At 71.2% G+C, this 15324-nt stretch carries 18 protein-coding genes; 12 read left to right on the forward strand and 6 right to left on the reverse strand.

All coding sequences use genetic code 11. The annotated features are described in order from the left end of the window. Positions 1 to 8: 8 nt before the first annotated feature. Genes BMY89_RS18000 through BMY89_RS18040 form a run of 9 tightly spaced genes read left to right on the forward strand, consistent with a single transcriptional unit; the run spans position 9 to position 9052 of the window. Positions 9 to 1379: a preATP grasp domain-containing protein gene (locus BMY89_RS18000; RefSeq protein ID WP_092381147.1), complete on the forward strand. Its 1371-nt coding sequence runs from the start codon at positions 9 to 11 to the stop codon at positions 1377 to 1379. Next, the gene (lysA, locus tag BMY89_RS18005; protein ID WP_092381148.1) at positions 1376 to 2719 is read left to right on the forward strand and encodes a diaminopimelate decarboxylase; all 1344 of its coding nucleotides are present in this window, start codon (positions 1376 to 1378) and stop codon (positions 2717 to 2719) included. The genes BMY89_RS18000 and lysA overlap by 4 nt, the downstream gene beginning before the upstream one ends. After that, positions 2716 to 3003: an acyl carrier protein gene (locus BMY89_RS18010; RefSeq protein ID WP_092381149.1), complete on the forward strand. Its 288-nt coding sequence runs from the start codon at positions 2716 to 2718 to the stop codon at positions 3001 to 3003. Before lysA ends, BMY89_RS18010 begins: the two co-directional genes overlap by 4 nt. Before the next feature lie 2 nt (positions 3004 to 3005). Continuing rightward, the gene (locus BMY89_RS18015) at positions 3006 to 3878 is read left to right on the forward strand and encodes a hypothetical protein (RefSeq protein ID WP_092381150.1); all 873 of its coding nucleotides are present in this window, start codon (positions 3006 to 3008) and stop codon (positions 3876 to 3878) included. After that, on the forward strand, positions 3872 to 4450 hold the full coding sequence (locus BMY89_RS18020; RefSeq protein ID WP_092381151.1) for an acyl-CoA dehydrogenase family protein: 579 nt from the start codon (positions 3872 to 3874) through the stop codon (positions 4448 to 4450). Before BMY89_RS18015 ends, BMY89_RS18020 begins: the two co-directional genes overlap by 7 nt. Next, on the forward strand, positions 4428 to 5585 hold the full coding sequence (locus BMY89_RS18025; protein ID WP_092381152.1) for an acyl-CoA dehydrogenase family protein: 1158 nt from the start codon (positions 4428 to 4430) through the stop codon (positions 5583 to 5585). Before BMY89_RS18020 ends, BMY89_RS18025 begins: the two co-directional genes overlap by 23 nt. Beyond that, complete coding sequence (locus tag BMY89_RS18030) at positions 5578 to 6936, forward strand: MATE family efflux transporter (protein WP_092381153.1); 1359 nt, start codon at positions 5578 to 5580, stop codon at positions 6934 to 6936. Before BMY89_RS18025 ends, BMY89_RS18030 begins: the two co-directional genes overlap by 8 nt. Continuing rightward, positions 6924 to 8276: a condensation domain-containing protein gene (locus BMY89_RS18035; RefSeq protein ID WP_092381154.1), complete on the forward strand. Its 1353-nt coding sequence runs from the start codon at positions 6924 to 6926 to the stop codon at positions 8274 to 8276. Before BMY89_RS18030 ends, BMY89_RS18035 begins: the two co-directional genes overlap by 13 nt. Next, positions 8276 to 9052, forward strand: a complete 777-nt coding sequence (locus BMY89_RS18040) for a 4'-phosphopantetheinyl transferase family protein (protein WP_092381155.1) — start codon at positions 8276 to 8278, stop codon at positions 9050 to 9052. Before BMY89_RS18035 ends, BMY89_RS18040 begins: the two co-directional genes overlap by 1 nt. Here BMY89_RS18040 and BMY89_RS18045 read toward each other — a convergent pair. Then, complete coding sequence (locus tag BMY89_RS18045) at positions 8984 to 9598, reverse strand: helix-turn-helix transcriptional regulator (protein ID WP_198414039.1); 615 nt, start codon at positions 9596 to 9598, stop codon at positions 8984 to 8986. The genes BMY89_RS18040 and BMY89_RS18045 overlap by 69 nt on opposite strands. A 368-nt stretch (positions 9599 to 9966) precedes the next feature. On the opposite strand from BMY89_RS18045, the gene BMY89_RS18050 reads away from it, so the two are divergent. Continuing rightward, positions 9967 to 10794 (forward strand): UbiA family prenyltransferase, encoded by an 828-nt coding sequence (locus BMY89_RS18050; protein WP_170147699.1) that lies wholly within the window; start codon positions 9967 to 9969, stop codon positions 10792 to 10794. A 1-nt stretch (position 10795) separates the two neighbouring features. Here the strand turns inward: BMY89_RS18050 and BMY89_RS18055 are convergent, their stop codons facing one another. The 4 genes from BMY89_RS18055 to BMY89_RS30975 all read right to left on the reverse strand — a co-directional run bounded on the left by BMY89_RS18055 (position 10796) and on the right by BMY89_RS30975 (position 13834). Next, on the reverse strand, positions 10796 to 11467 hold the full coding sequence (locus BMY89_RS18055; RefSeq protein ID WP_092381158.1) for a response regulator: 672 nt from the start codon (positions 11465 to 11467) through the stop codon (positions 10796 to 10798). After that, positions 11464 to 12558 carry a sensor histidine kinase gene (locus BMY89_RS18060; RefSeq protein WP_092381159.1) on the reverse strand — a complete coding sequence of 365 codons (1095 nt, stop codon included), beginning with the start codon at positions 12556 to 12558 and terminating at the stop codon, positions 11464 to 11466. The genes BMY89_RS18055 and BMY89_RS18060 overlap by 4 nt, the downstream gene beginning before the upstream one ends. 391 nt (positions 12559 to 12949) lie before the next feature. After that, positions 12950 to 13588 carry a dihydrofolate reductase family protein gene (locus BMY89_RS18065; protein WP_092381160.1) on the reverse strand — a complete coding sequence of 213 codons (639 nt, stop codon included), beginning with the start codon at positions 13586 to 13588 and terminating at the stop codon, positions 12950 to 12952. Between the two features lie 96 nt (positions 13589 to 13684). After that, positions 13685 to 13834 carry a hypothetical protein gene (locus BMY89_RS30975; RefSeq protein WP_232521398.1) on the reverse strand — a complete coding sequence of 50 codons (150 nt, stop codon included), beginning with the start codon at positions 13832 to 13834 and terminating at the stop codon, positions 13685 to 13687. A gap of 101 nt (positions 13835 to 13935) precedes the next feature. Between BMY89_RS30975 and BMY89_RS18075 the strand changes: the two genes are divergently transcribed. Then, positions 13936 to 14193, forward strand: coding sequence for a DUF4386 domain-containing protein (locus BMY89_RS18075; RefSeq protein ID WP_092381161.1), 258 nt, complete (start codon positions 13936 to 13938; stop codon positions 14191 to 14193). 149 nt (positions 14194 to 14342) lie between these two features. Continuing rightward, positions 14343 to 14849 carry a hypothetical protein gene (locus tag BMY89_RS18080; RefSeq protein WP_092381162.1) on the forward strand — a complete coding sequence of 169 codons (507 nt, stop codon included), beginning with the start codon at positions 14343 to 14345 and terminating at the stop codon, positions 14847 to 14849. On the opposite strand, the gene BMY89_RS18085 is transcribed toward BMY89_RS18080, so the two are convergent. Continuing rightward, complete coding sequence (locus BMY89_RS18085; protein ID WP_092381163.1) at positions 14793 to 15281, reverse strand: GNAT family N-acetyltransferase; 489 nt, start codon at positions 15279 to 15281, stop codon at positions 14793 to 14795. The genes BMY89_RS18080 and BMY89_RS18085 overlap by 57 nt on opposite strands. Positions 15282 to 15324 lie beyond the last annotated feature (43 nt).

A 15324-nucleotide genomic window follows, 5' to 3' on the forward strand; every position in this document is an offset into this window, starting at 1 on the left:
GAGGTGTGATGACCGCACAGTTCATTCCCCGGCTGAAGACCGCGGTGGCCGGCGAGGAGGATGCTCGCTTCGTCTTCCTCGGCAACTTCGAGGTGGAGGACGTCTGGGGCGAGGGCGAGCCCGGCCTGCCACGGATGGCGTTCGGTTCCGGCAGCGCCGTGGTGAACCGGATGGACGAGTTCGCGATGCTGCTGGCCGGCCCCGGTGACCGGGTGCTGCTCAAGGCCGCTCCGGACCCCGACTACCTGGCCTTCCTGGAGGGCCTGGGGGTGGCGCTCCCGGAGATCCACACGGTGGCCGCCCAGAACCCGCAGCAGACCGTCAGCCAGGACGTGCTCGACGACCCGGAGCTGCTGCGTCTGGTGGCCGAGTGGGCGGAGCAGGGCGCGTACCTCTCGGTGCACGGCGTCTCGGTGCTGGAGGAGGAGATCGCCCGGCGTGCCGGGATCCGGATCGCCGCCAGCTCGGCGGAGATCTGCAAGGCGGTCAACAGCAAGGTCTACAGCCGCCGGGTCGCCGACGAGCTGGGCCTGCGTCAGCCGGCCGGCCGGGGCTGCCGCACGCTCACCGAGTGGTCGGCGGCGGTCACCTGGGCGAAGGAGATCCTGGCGTCCGGCCGTCGGGTGGTGGTGAAGGACGCGTACGGGGTGTCCGGCAAGGGCATCGTCGTGGTCGACGACCCGCGCCGGCTGGACCAGATGGACCGGATGGTCAGCCGCAAGGCCCGGACCACCGGCTCCGAGCGGGTCGGTCTGGTGGTGGAGGAGTTCGTCGCCAAGCGGGCCGACCTGAACTACCAGATGACCGTCGGACGCGACGGCGACGTCCGGTTCGACTTCGTCAAGGAGGCGATCACCGAGTCCGGCGTACACAAGGGGCACCGCATCCCGGCCCGGCTGGACGGGCGCCAGGAGGCGGAGATCCGCGAGGCCGCCCGGCTGCTCGGCGAGCGGCTGCACGCCGACGGTTACGTCGGGGTGGCCGGCGTCGACGCCATGGTCGGCGACGACGAGCAGCTGTTCCCGGTGACCGAGATCAACGCCCGCAACAACATGTCCACCTACCAGCTGCCGTTGCAGGAGCGCTTCGTACCCGAGGGCTGGGTGGCGTTGGCCCGGCAGTACCCGCTGCGGCTGCCCGAGCCGCTGCCGTTCAAGCGACTGGACCGGGCGCTCGGCGAAGTCCTGCTGAAGCGGGCCGGCGAGGAGGGTGTCCTGGTGAACAACTTCGCCACGGTCAACGCCGCAGCCGGTGGCGACGGTGGCTTCGACGGCCGGCTCTACGCGCTGGTCATCGCGCCGACCGAGGATCGGGTGCGCGAGCTCGACGAACACGTGGCCGGCGTGGTGGCCGGCCTGACCGAAAGGACCGGATCATGACCGCCGAGCACGACGTGCAGGGCATCGGCATCACCGAACTGGCCGAGCGATTCGGCACACCGATGTTCGTCTACGACGGCGAGGCGCTGCGGCGGCAGTACCAGGGCCTGCGGGAGCGGCTGCACCCCGCGGTGGACATGTTCTTCTCGCTGAAGGCCAACCCCAACCTGTCCATCTGCGCCGTGCTGCACAGCTACGGCGCGTGCGCAGAGGTCTCGTCGCTGACCGAGCTGATCACCGCCCGGCGCGCCGGGGTGGCACCACGGGACATCATCTTCCTCGGACCGGGCAAGAGCCGCGACGAGCTGGCCGCCTGCCTGCGTGAGCAGGTGTACGCGGTGGTGGTCGAGTCCTTCGGCGAGTTGGAGCTGCTCGACGAGGTGGCCGCCGAGCACGGCGTCGTCGCACCGGTGGCGCTGCGGGTCAACCCGGAGTTCGCGGTGAAGGGCGGCGGGCTGACCATGGGCGGCAAGCCGCGCCAGTTCGGCATCGACGAGGCGCAGCTCTTCGCCGCAGCCGACCTGGGCGTACGCCTGCCCAACATCCGGCTGATGGGCGTGCACGCCTACCTGGGCACGCGGATCCTCAGCGAGGAGGTCATCGCCGAGAACACCACCCGGATCCTGGATCTCGCCGAGCGCCTCGCCGAGCGGCACGGCTTCCCGCTGGAGATGGTCGACATCGGCGGCGGGCTGGGGGTCGCGTACTTCGAGGGTGAGACCGACCTGGACCCGGCCCTGGTGGCCGAGCGGGTGAACCCGGTGGTCGAGGCTTTCCGGACCCGGCACCCGGACACCCGCGTGATCATGGAGCTGGGTCGGTACCTCACCGCTCCGTCCGGCGTCTACGTGGTGGGTGTGCGCTACGTCAAGGAGTCGATGGGCCAGCGGTTCGCGGTGGCCGACGGTGGCACCAACCATCACATGGCGGCCGTCGGTACCGGCTCCTTCGTCAAGCGCAACTATCCGATGGTCCTGCTCAACAGGGTGACCGAACCGGCCGCCGCCGAGTGGCAGGTGACCGGCCCGCTCTGCACCCCCAACGACACCATCGGTAAGAACGTCCCGCTGCCGGCGGTGCGTCCCGGCGACCTGATCGGGGTGCTGCGCTCCGGCGCGTACGGGCCGACCGCGTCCCCGGTGCACTTCCTCAGCCACGGATACCCGGCCGAGGTGCTGGTCCACGAGGGACGCGCCTACCTGATCCGGCACCGGGACGACCCGGAGGACCTGCTCAGCCACCAGCCGATGCACGAAGACCTGACCACGCCGGCACAGCTCGTGCCGGCGGCCAGCACCAGCAACGGACACACCTCGAACGGAAGGATTCGCGTGTCATGATCGAGACGACTCTTCAGGGGCAGGCTCAGGGCACCGTGGACGAGGCCGTGGTGGCCAGCGTCCGCGCCGCACTCGCGGCGGTGCTGAAGCGGGACGCCGCCACCATCACCGGAGACACCCGGCTCTTCGACGACCTCGGCCTCGACTCGACCAGCGTGTTGGAGCTGCTGCTGGAGCTGGAGAACGAGATCGGTGCCGAGTTCGACCCGGACGACCTGGAGCAGCGGCACTTCGAGACCGTGACCACTCTCTCCGAGTACGTCACCGAGCACGTGAGCCGCTGACCGTGTTCACCACAGTCGCACCACGGCTCGCCGCCGACCGGGCCGGCCTCCTCCGGGAGTTGCCGGTCCGGCCGGCGGCCGCCGCCGCACGCACTTTCCCCGGGCACGGGCCGATCGAAGACGACGGCCTCGACCGCTACCTCTCCGACATGGTGACCGGCTACGGCCGCTCGTACGACCGGGAACTGCTGGCCCGCGCCCAGGTCACCTCGTACACGACGATGGCCTCGACGGTGGTCGCCGAGCTGGCCCTGCGGGTGGGCGGCCTGCAACGGATCGTCCTCGCGTTCGCCACCCCGGACATCGATTCCCGGGCCTCGGCCGGCTGTTACCTGGTCGAGGCGGTACCCGGCCGACCGACCGTCTTCTGCGTCAGCGACCAGGGCGTCACCGCGCCGTTCACCGCGCTGCGGCTGGCCGCCGACCACCTGCGCGATGCCGGACCGGACGCTCGGACCGGACTGCTCGTCCTCGACCAGCGCAACGTCCCGTGGGAGGTGGACGGTTCCGAGCGGCTGCCGGCCGAGGATGTCGCGGTCGCGTACGCGTTGCGCCCGACCGAGCCCGGTGAGGCCGGCGTGCTGCTTGCCCAGCGCACCAAGGTCTCCCCGGCGCAGGCGCCAGCGCTGCTGGTGGAGATCCTGCACGAGATCTCCGACCGCACGCAGCGGCGGTTCGACCTGATCGCCGGGCTGGACGCGCCGGTCACCCCGGAGGCCACCCTGCTGGCCGAGCGGGTACACCGGGTCGCGCCGGGCCCGCTCTGCACCGGGATCTGGGCCGCCGCCGGCGAACTGGCCGGACCGACCGTGCTGGCCGAGTACGACCCGCGGCTGCGCTACCTCTGCGTCCTCGCCTGGGACCCGGCATGGTGACCGTGGTCGCGGCAGTCGCTCTCGCCGACTGCCGCGCGATCGCCCGCCGGGATGGCCTCGACGCGGGATGGCAGGCCCTGGTGACCGCGACCGGCGCCGGTGAGTTGCTCTTCGGGCCGGGCGGGCACGGCCTGTGCCCACCGGGATGGCAGCCGCAGCGTGGCGGTACGGACAGTCGGCCCGCCGGCTGGGTGCTCGGGCTGACCTGGTTGCGACTCGGCGTCTCGCAGTGGCTGCTCGACCAGGCCAGGACCTACCTGGCCGGCCGGACCAGCGGCGGCGTGCCGCTGATCCAGCAGCAACTGGTCCAGGGCAGCCTCGCCGAGGCGGTGACCGAGCAGCAGGGTGTCGTCGCCGTCCTGGACGCGCTGGAGTCGGCGGGCGACGAGCTGAGCCCGTCCCTCGCCGCCCACCTGCACCGGCAGATCACCGACACCGACCGGATGTCACTGCGGCTGCTCGGCGCCGGCGGGTTCCTGTCGGACGGGCCGGGTGGCATCGCGCACCTGTCCGAACTGCTGGCCGACGCGCACCTCGACGGAGTTGATCATGACGATCACAGATCAGGATGACCGGCTGCGGGTGCTGCGTGAACGCGCCCGCGAATGGGCCGAGCAGCTCCGGCCGCACGCCTTCGAGCTGGAACGCGACCCCGACACCGTCTACCGGCACCTGGACCTGCCCGCGGTGGACTACGTCGGCAAGATGCTGATCCCGCCGCGGATGCAGCCCAACCCGATGCGCATCGGCGACTACGAGTACTACGGCACCACGGCGGTGGAGCGCGTGGTCGCCGCCGAGGAGATCGCCTCCGGTGACGCCGGGATGTTCCTCGCCTCGCCGGGCGCGTCGCTCAGCGGCGTCCTGGTCGGGATGCTCGGCGACGAGGCGCAGCAGCAGTGGTACTTCGGCCGGGTACGCGAGCGTCCGACCTGGACGTTCTTCGCCCTGACCGAGCCGGCGCGGGGCTCGGACGCGATGGCGCTGAGCACCACGCTACGCAAGGCGTCGGACGGTTCGCTGACCCTGCACGGCGAGAAGAGGTACGTCGGCAACGCGACCCGCGCCCAGCTGGGGACGGTGTTCGCGCGTACCGGGCCGGGGCCGCTCGGCGTGGTCGCGGTGCTGGTGGAGACCGACGCGCCGGGCTATCAGGCGGAGCCGCTGGACACGATCGGGCTGCGTGGGGCCCAGATCAGCGCCATCCGCTTCGACGGCGTGCCGGTGGATCCCGGCCGGGTGCTCGGCGCCCACCTGCCCGCCTCGGCGCGCGGCATGTGGAGCGCACTGCGCACGTTCAACCTGCTCCGCCCGGGTGTCGCCGCGATCGCGCTGGGAATCGCCCGGGCTGCCATCGAGTATGCTCGATCGAACGGCGAACGGGGTCGGCACCGGGAGGAGCTGGACCGGCTGGGCCATCGCGTGCACACCACTCGGCAGCTCATCCTGCGCGCCGCCCACGAGGTCGATCGCGACCCCCGCAACGGCTACCTCGCCTCTGCGGCGAAGGCACAGGCCGCCCAGCTCGCGGAGGAGGCCACCCTGCAGTCGCTGCGGATGCTCGGGCCGGGCGCCCGGTTCGAGCACCCATGGCTGGACAAGCTGGCCCGCGACGCCCGCGGTGTCGAGTTCATGGAGGGCACCCGCAACGTGCAGCGGCTGAACGTGTGCCACGCACTGACCAAGGGCAGGTTCGACGATGATTGAGTACCGCCGTCAGGTCCTGCGCCAGGCGACGCCGATGGTCCTCGGCGACCTGGTCGGCGTCCTGGTCCCACTCGTGGTGGTCGCCCTGATGAGCCGGATGGGCGACGAGGCGCTCTACGTCCGCTCGCTGTTCACCCCGATCATGTTCGTGATCATCGCGCTGCACGCCGGGCTCGCGGTGCCGAACCAGGTCGCCTCGGCGCTGAGCGGCGACGATTCGCAGGCCCGGATCCGGGCGCTGGCCGGGTTCGCGCGCATCGGCGCCGCAGCGTCGGTCGTGGTGCTCCTGACACTCGGCCTGGCGGCCCCCGCGATGGGCCGGCTGTTCGGGATCGACCCGGCGGTGCAGAGCGACTTCGTGTGGTTCGTCCGGTGGGTCTGCCTGGCCGCGCTGCTCGGGCTCGGCTCGGTGCTGTGCGGGGCCACCCTGCGCGGCGCGGGTCGGCCCCGGGAGGGCGCCGTGGTGCTGCTCGCCGCCGCAACGGTGGAGATCGTCGGTGTGGCCGCGCTCGGCCTGCCCGGCGGGCTGGGCCTGGGCCTGTGGTCGGTGCCGATCGCGATCGGCGCGTCCGGCCTGGTCGGCACCGCCCTCGGCGGCTACCTGCTGCGGCGTACCGGAGTGTGGCGGCCCGGCACCTCGCTGGCCTGGCGGCCCGACCTCGTCGGCCTGCTGGTCGGGGTGGGCCTGCCGGTCTTCGGGTCGTACGTGGCGATCTTCGCCAGCAACTTCGCCCTGACCTGGGTGGTGAGCGCGTTCGGCGCGACCGTGGTGTCCGGCTTCGCGGTGGCGTACGTGGTGCAGAGCGTGGTCATCGTGGCGGGCGTGGCGATCGGCGCGGCCACCGCCATCGTCGCCAACCAGTACCGGGGCATCGGAGAGAGCCACCGGATGCCCGGGGTGCTGCGCGCGGGACTACAGGTGACCGCGGCGTTCTACCTGGTCTGCGCGCTGCTGGTGTGGACCGGCCGCAACTGGCTGGCCGAGGTGACCGCGGCGGACCCGGCAGTGGCCGCGGAGGCGGCCCGCTACCTCGGCATCGTCGCGCCCACCTTCGTACTGATGGGCCTGGTCCTCGCCGCTCTCACGGTGTTGGAGCAGGTCGGCGGCGGTCCGCTGGCGATCACCCTGAACGTCGTCTACTTCGGCGGCATCGTGGCGGTCGGTGGCTACCTGGCCCGGGCCGCTGGCGGGCCGGAACCGCTCTACTGGACGGTCGCGATCGCCAACGTTCTCGGTATCGCCGCCGTCATCGTCACCATCCTCTTCGTCCGCCGCCGGGCGGGCGCTGGAGATCAGCGACAGACCGAGACCAGGACGCAAGAGGCGGAGGCGACATCATGGCGCGACTGACCCGACACACGGTACGGATCCACGGCGAGCGATCGACACAGGCGCCCGCCACCCTGGGCCAGCGCAGCATCTGGGTGGACATCGACCGGATGATGCCGGACACCTCGTTCTACAACTCGACGATCTTCACCGAGGTGCCGGAGGGTGTGGACCTGGCCGGGGTCTTCGCCGCGCTCGATGCCCTGGTCCGCCGGCACGAGGCGCTGCGTACCCTGTTCCACCGGGACCTGGCCGGCGAGCTGGTGCAGCAGGTGACGTCCGAGGGTGACCTGCCGGTCGAGGTCTGCGAGGCCGGCGCGGACGACCCGGACCCCCGGGCACTCATCGACGACCTGGAAGGACTGGTCCGCCGGTACCGGTTCGACCACACCCGGGACTGGCCGATCCGACCCGCGGTCGGCGTCCTCGACGGCGTGCCCCGGGTGGTGATCACCTGCCTGTCGCACGCGGCCACCGACTACCTCGGCGGTCAGGTGATCGGCGCCGAACTGGCCCGCCTGCTGGCCGGCGAGGAGCTGCCACCGCCGTCGATCCAGCCGGTCGAGCTGGCCGCGTTCGAACGGAGCGAGCCGGGTAGGCGCATCCAGCAGCGGTCGTTGGCGTACTGGCGAGAGCAGCTGGCGCTCACCCCGCCCGCCATCTTCCCGGCCCGGATGCCGGAGACTCCCCGGTACGCCGTGGCGGCGCTCAGCTCCAGCGCGGTCAAGCTGGCCCTGGACGCCCTCGCCACCCGGTACGCCATGAGCAGCTCGGTCGTGCTGCTCGCCGCCACGGCGACGGTCCTCGGTCGACGCACCGGCAACGGCCGGGTCCCGATGGTCCTGATCGCCGGCAACCGGCACCGCCCGGAGCTGCGCGGGTACGTCGGGAACCTGGTGCAGGACGTGCCGGCCACGATCGACGTCTCCGCGGAGGACTTCGGCGCGGTGGTCCGGGGCTGCTGGGGTACCGCGATGAAGGCCTACCGCAGCGGGATCAGCGACCGGCAAGAGGTCACCGTGTTGCGTGGCGCGCTGGGCGGCGTGGCCGACCTGTCCTGCTACTTCAACGACCTGCGCCAGGGTGGCGCGGCGGGTCAGGCCGAGCCGGCCACCGCCGGGCGGCTGCACGCCGCACAGGCGACCAGCCGGCTCACCTTCGGCGCGGGGTACGAGATGGACGAGCTGACCTTCTTCCTCAAGGCGATCGAGGACGGTCCGGACCGGGTGGAGCTGAGCGTCCGCGCCGACACCTCCCGGATCGCCCGCGCCGAGGTCGCCGAGATCCTGCGAGGGATCGAGGAGCTGTTGGTGACGGTGGCGGCGGACGAGAGAGTCCTGGCGGCCACGGGAGCGCGGTGATGCGGCTCGACGACGTCGTCCACGTCTGGCGGATACCGCTGCACGGGGTACCACCTGGCGACCCTGACCCGGAACGCCTGCTCGACCCGCACGAGCGTCGCCGGGCCGACCGGCTCGGCGACGCTCGGCTCCGCCGCCGCTACGTCCGGGCGCACGCCACCAGCCGGCTGATCCTCGGCGGGTACCTCGGCCTCCCACCGCACGAGGTGACCTGGTGCCGGGGTCGGCACGGCAAGCCCGCCCTGGCCGGGCGGCCGGAGGTGAAGGCCAACCTCTCCCACTCGGCGGACCTCGCGCTGCTGGCGATCACGAGGAGCCGGGAGATCGGCGTCGACGTGGAGAACCTCGGCCGGCAGGATCCGGGCGCGACGCTGCCGGCGGGCCGGCTCGCGGACCGGTTCTACCCGCCGACCGAGGCGGTCCGGGTCGGCCGCGCCCGCGGTCCGGCCCGGGACTGGTGGTACCTGCGTTTCTGGACCCGCAAGGAGGCCTGCGTCAAGGCCAGCGGCGGGCGGCTGGTGCAGGGACTGCCGGTGCGGGTCGGTGCCGGTCATCTCCCCCACGGGTACGGCCTGCGCTGCTCGGGCGAGGCCGGCATGCCTGGCCCGTGGGTGGTGCGTGACGTCTCGTTGGGCGACGGGAACGTCGCCGCGGTCGCGCTGACCGGCACCGCCGACTACCAGGTGGTGGTGCGTACCTGGCTGGGCCTACGCCGGTTCGGCCTGGATCAGCCGCTCCCGCAGTGCGATCGCCACCGCGAGGGTGCGGTTCGGTGAGTCCAGTTTGGTCATGATGCTGCCCACCAGGCGCTTGGCCCCGTGTTCCGAGACGCCGAGCCGGCGCCCGATCTGCCGGTTGCTCAGACCCTCGGCGAGCAGCCCCAGGGTCTCCCGCTCCCGTGGGGTGAGCACCGGGCCTCGGGTGCGTTCCCGCCGCGCCGGGCCCGTCGCCAGCTTCAGCAGGTGCCGGCCCAGCTCGGCGGGTACCGCCAGCTGACCGTCGGCCACCTGGAGCAGCGCCCGGTGCAGGGCCTCCGGCGTCAGGTCACGGGAGAGCAGGTAACCGTCCGCGGTAAGCCACCGCACGTTGTCCACCTGGTCCGGCTCGTCGAGCAGCACGAGGAGCTTGCGGGGCCGTCCGTCGTCGTGCCGCCAGACCGCCTCGTCCCGGTTGAGCGCCCGCAGTGAGGCGATGACCACGTTCGCGTCGTCCGGGGTGCTGCACATCCGGACCCACGGCACCTGCTGCACGACAGCCGCCAGACCCCGCCGGGCGACCTCGTTGTCCACCACCAGCGTGATCGTCAGACTGTCGGCCGGCATCGGCTGCCGGTGCCCTGGAAAAATTATCGGTCGTACCATCTCCTGCGTCATTTCCCCCGTCTCACTTCCCCCCGAGTCGAAATAGCGTCCCAGGGCTCACCCTAAACACTCGGCGGGATCGAAAGTAGTGGTAGATCCGGAGGTCCAGCACTAACTACCGGAAGGTGGCAGAAGGCGTACGACCAAAGTAGTAGACATATCTTCCGTTATTGTCGGAGCCGAATCGCCACCTGCGGCACCCAGAATAGACTCATCGAATTCGCGCCACCATTTGGGGGTCGGAGATGTCGAGTCCATCAATTACGCAGCCCGTTCCGATCGGATCCTTCTCGCGCATCGTCGGCCTCTCGTTCTCGGAAAGCCGGCCGATGGTGCAGGTCGTCTTCCAGCTCCGCTTCCTGACCGGGGCGCTGCTGGCCGCGCCGCCGCTGCAGGCCATGGCCGTGCGGGACGTGACCGTCGGCGCCCTGGCCTGGCTCTGCGCCACCTGGCAGGTCTACCTGCTCAACGGCCTCTGCGACCGCACCGAGGACCGGCACAACGGCTCCGGCCGGCCGCTCGCCACGGGCGCGTTGCCCGCCTCCGCCGCCCGTACGATCGCGACCGTCCTCAGCGCGGTGGCGGTGGCCCTCGGCGCGCTGGTCTCCACCGGCTTCGCGATGCTGGTGGTCGTCATGCTGGCACTCGGCTGGCTCTACTCGGCGGCACCCCGTCCGCAGAAGGCCAACCTGCCGGGGTTCGTCGCCGTGGTGGTGGCCGGCGGCCTGGTCACCTACCTGGCCGGGTGGCACGCGGCCGGCGGCGGCGTGCCGGATCCGCGGATGCTGGCGGTGGCGTTGGCGCTGTCGTTCTGGATGGGCCTGGTGGGGATGACCAAGGACCTGCCGGACGTCGCGGGCGATCGGCTGGCCGGCCGGCACACCCTGCCGATCGTGCTGCCCGAGCGCACCGCGCGAATCCTGCTGGCCCTGGGCGCGTTGATCGTCGCCGGTGGACTGGCCGCGGTCAGCGTGACCGAACCGACGCTGCTGCCGCTGGCCGGACTGCTGCTCACCGGCGCGGTCGTGCTGAGCTGCTGCGTGCTGACCCGGATCAGCGACGGAGACCGCAGCCGCCGGCGCCGGCCCTACCGGGCCTTCATGCTGACCCAGTACGCCGTGCACCTCACCGCGATCGCCCAGTGCCTCGCGATCTGAGTCACCGGGAGAGGCGGCGCCCGTCGGGGATGATCCGGCGGGCCACGGCCTTGCGGATGGCGTCCACCCGGGAGACGGCGTTGAGCTTCGCGTACGCGTTGGTCAGGTGCCGTTTCACGGTGGCCTCGGTGATGTGCAGCCGGGAGGCGATCTGCTGGTTGCTCAGCGCGTCCGAGGCGAGGATCATGATCTCCCGCTCCCGCTGGGTCAGCGCCTCACCCGGCCCGCCCGAGCCGGGTGGCCGCCGATCGAGCTGCTCGACCGTGCCACGCGAGACCGCCAGCAGGATGTTCGCCGACGAGCGGACCGAGCGGACCGCCGCCAGCAGTTCGTCCCGCAGGATCGTCTTCAGCAGGTACGCGCTGGCCCCCGCTTCGAGCACCTCGCGCACCAGCTCGGCGTCGTCGTGCATGGTGAGCACGATGATCTGGGTGTCCGGCCGCTGCCCGAGCACCTGCCGGATCGTCGCCGTCACCCCGGCCCCGGGCATCTCCACGTCGAGCAGCAGCACGTCCGGCTCGTGCTCGGCGGTCAGCTCGACCGCCTCCGGGCCGCTGCCACCGGCACCGACGATCTCGATGTCCGAGGCGGTGCCGAGGACTTCCTTCAGGCCCTCCCGGAACAGGGTGTGGTCGTCGACCAACACCACCCGGATGGGGCCTGGTCGCTTCATCCTTCCGTGCCGTAGACCGGCACCTCGACCGCGACGACCGTGCCGCTGCCGGGTGCGGAGGTGATGGTGAGGCGACCGTTGAGCAGATCGGCGCGCTCCGCCATGGATCGCAGCCCGAAGCCGGCGGCCTGCGCGGTGATCAGGTCGAAGCCGCGGCCGTCGTCGACCACCTCGGCGTTGACCGCCTCCTCCGCGGCGGCGATCGTGATGCGCAGCTCGGTGGCCTCGCCGTGCCGCACCGCGTTGCGGGCGGCCTCCCGCAGGATCAGGTAGAGCTCCTCGCCCACCTCGCGGGGGATGGCCTTGACGTCGCCGGTGACGGTGAGCCCGGTCCGGATGGTGGCCGGCACGCTCGACGAGAGGTAGCCGCGCAGGGCCGGCTCGATGCCGTCGGCGCCGAACGAGCGGCGCAGCTCCGCGGTCAGCTCCTGCACGGTCCGCATCGCCTCGCGCATGTCGTCCATTGCCGCGTCGACCTTGTCGGCGGCCCGCCGCGGTTCCTGGGTGCCGTAGTGCCGGGAGAGGTCGAGGTTCTGCAGGGCGAGGCCGATCGAGTGGCCGAGCCGGTCGTGTAGATCGCGGGCGATCCGGCGGCGTTCCTCGCGGCGCGAGGCCTGCAGCTTCTCGATCAGGTAGTTGACGTAGGCCAGCGAGGAGAGCGACACCCGCCGGGAGATTGCGTCGTGCAGGGCGAGGCTGACGGCGGCCACCCGCGCCGGATCGGTGATGACGTGACGGCGCAGGATGATCGGAAGCGCCACCTCGAAGAGCAGCGCGGCGGCGCGGAGCGACTCGATCGGATGGATGTTGCGCAGCGCCCGGTCCACGCCGATCTCGGTGGGCAGCAGCGCGTCGTCGATCACCTCGCCGACGTCGAACACCTCGCCGGTTTCATCGACCGTCCCGGTCGAGGACGCCGGCAGATCAAGCTGTTCCGTCACGTCCGTGACGATCGCGTGGACGTTACGCCGCAACTGGCCGAGCACCGGGGCGTTGCGGGTCAGCGCGATCGAGGCGGCCTCCAGCCGCCGGTAATGCTCACGGAAGATTTCCTCGGCCAGCTCGACATTCGTGTGTGAGTGATGACCCACGCCGTCCCCGGATTCGTATTCGTTTCCGCTGATTGGGATTAGGTATTTCGAACCACGTGCTCCTGTGAGTGGATCCGATTACGGCTACGTTTCATGGGAGCGCTCCCGAAGCGCCACTCTAGCAGGGAGGATGGGTTGCAGCAAGCGATCAACTGGTCACCCACGTCGGCGTACGCGCACGGTCGCGTCGATGCGCCGGCACTTCGACTGTTTCGGGAGTATTAGGTCGAGGAATTCCCTGATCGGTGCACCTTGGCGGTGAATCGGCCCGGTTCGCCCCGCCGGTAGGGGCGAAATACTGGAAAGCGATCTGAATGCCGCACGGCCGCCGACAGCAACGCGGGATTGTCGAGGGCTGAACGGCGAATCATGGCGGTCCGAACGGCCGATCTCACCCCTGGTTCTCCCGCGCAGGCCGGCCCGCCGAGGGCTCGAACCGCAGATGGGTGACGTGCGGTGACTCCAGCACCATGGTCCGTTCGAGCTCGACATGGTCGGTGCCGAGGTGGTCGAAGAGTCTGGTGCCGGCCCCGAGCAGCACCGGGACGAGCTGGAGCCGGATCTCGTCCACCAGCCCGGCCCGGAGGTACTGCTGCGCGATCGTCGGGCCACCCATCACCAGGACGTTGCGGTCACCTGCCGCGCGGCGCGCCTGCCGGAGCGCGTCCCCGACGCCACCGGTGACGAAGGTGAAGGCCGCGCTGCGCATGGCCAGCGGCTCGCGGGAGCCGTGGGTGACCACAAAGGTCGGGACCGGATAGGGCGTGTCCTGCCACAGATCGACGCCGATGTCGAACATCCGCTTGCCGATCACCGCGGCCCCCGTGCTCGCCTGCAGGTCCCGTGCCTGCTCGGCGTCGACGCCGCTCGGCAGGATGCCATCGGCAGCGACCGCGCGGTCGGCGTCGTCCGGGAACAGCCACTCGTGCAGCCGTTCGCCGCCTCGGCCCATCGGGTGTTCGGCGCTGATGTCAGGCCCGGCCGCGAAGCCGTCGAGGGAGACGCTCATGTTCAGCAGGACCCGCCCCATGCCACTCCTCCGTCTTCTCGACAGCTCAACCGTCCGCACTTCGCAAGCAGTAGCCACGACCGTAGGCGTACTGGTTGCAGGATGCAAGCAGTATCGTCACTCTCGGGCGCGTTCGAGGCCGTCGAAGAGCAGATCGAGAGTGAACTCGAACTCGACCTGACCGTCGCACCAGCCCAGCGTCGGGTCCTCGGCGTCGTGCATCTCGGCAGCCACCATCGCCGCCAGACGGGGCAGCTTCTCGGCCATCACGGCCAACTGCGCCTCGGCCGCCCCGACGTCGGCATTTCCGCCCGCCGACGCCGGCTGGAAGACCTCCTAGGCGAAGCCGAGCGCCAGGCTGCTGGTGCGTGCTCCGGTCGGGCTGGCTGCCCCGCGCCCCCGGCTGGATCCTCCTCGTCGGCGGCCCCGGCTACGTGCTCAGCACCTTCGTCGGGTACCTCGCCCCGAGCGCCGGTATCGTCGCCGACCTGCTGGTGGTACCCGCCACCGCGGGCGAGTTGTGGATCCTCGGCTACTTGATCATCTTTGAGGTCCGCAGCCAGGCGATCACCGAGGCCCCGCAGGCCACGCCCGTCGATCCGGCCGCCGCTCCGTCACCCTCGTGACGTCCCCGCCGGCTCCGGCCGGGACGCGCTCCACGCTGGAGGTACGCCTGACCCGGGGCCGGCGGCCCTGCCGTGTCGTTGATCCGGTTGTGCCCACAACCCACCGGTGACCACGGTGGGGGCGCCGAGAAGTCCGGGGAAGGACGCCGATGACCAGCGAACGTGAGACCGTCGAGGTCGACTACACCCTGTTCCAAGCCGTCTACGACTCACCCGCCTCGCTGCCCGGCCGGCACCGTTGGACGACACCCGAGTCCGACGTACGGCGGATCGAGAAGCTGCTCGGCATGCCGTCGCGCACCATCGGCGCGCCCCTGTGGGTCAGCGGCGACCAGCCGGACTGCCCGAAGTGCGGTCGCCGGATCACCTGGTACGACATCGTCGGCTCGGCGCTGAAGGGCGTGCACGACTCGATGATGATCGCCACCGTGATCCTCGGCGACCGCCGGTACGTGAACACCGGCCTGCCCGACGCCATCCCTGGAGTGCGCTGTGCCGACTGCCGCTCGCCGATCGAGGGACTGCGCAGCTTCAAGTGCCACAACTGGGCGTACGCCTTCGAAGAGCTGGAGGTGGTGCGGCAGCGGATGTCCGGCGGGTCAGTCCTCGGCGACCAGCGTGAGCACGTGCCGCAGCCCGGGTCGACCATCGAGTGACACCTCGCCGACCGGCACGAAGCCGGTGCGTCGCAGCACCGCCAACGAGGCGGCATTGTCCAGCGTGGTGGACGCGGTCAGCCGGCGCAGCCCGTACGCCGCTCGGGCGAGCGCGGCCACCCGCCGTACGCCTTCGGTGGCGACCCCGCGCCCGGCGGCCCGCCGCGCCACCCGATAGCCCAACTCGGCCTCGCCCGCCTCGACGTCGACCAGGTTGAATCGGCCGAGCAGCTCCTCGCCGTCGACCAGCAGGTGGAAGTGACACCGGCCGGTGGCCTGCTCGGCGAGGAGCGCGGCGTGCCGGGCGGCGAACTCGGCGAAGTAGCCGGCGCCCCGGTCCGGCACCGAAAGGGCGAACCACTCGCGATTGTCCCGCTCGAAGGCGAGCAACGCGTCGGCATGCTCGGCGCTGAGCCGTTCCAGTTCAGGCACCCGCGCACCCTAGCGTCCGCCGGGCGGGCGGAGTGATCTGTTA

Origin of the sequence: Micromonospora phaseoli (assembly GCF_900109115.1) — a bacterium.
GTDB classification, from domain to species: Bacteria; Actinomycetota; Actinomycetes; order Mycobacteriales; family Micromonosporaceae; genus Micromonospora; species Micromonospora phaseoli.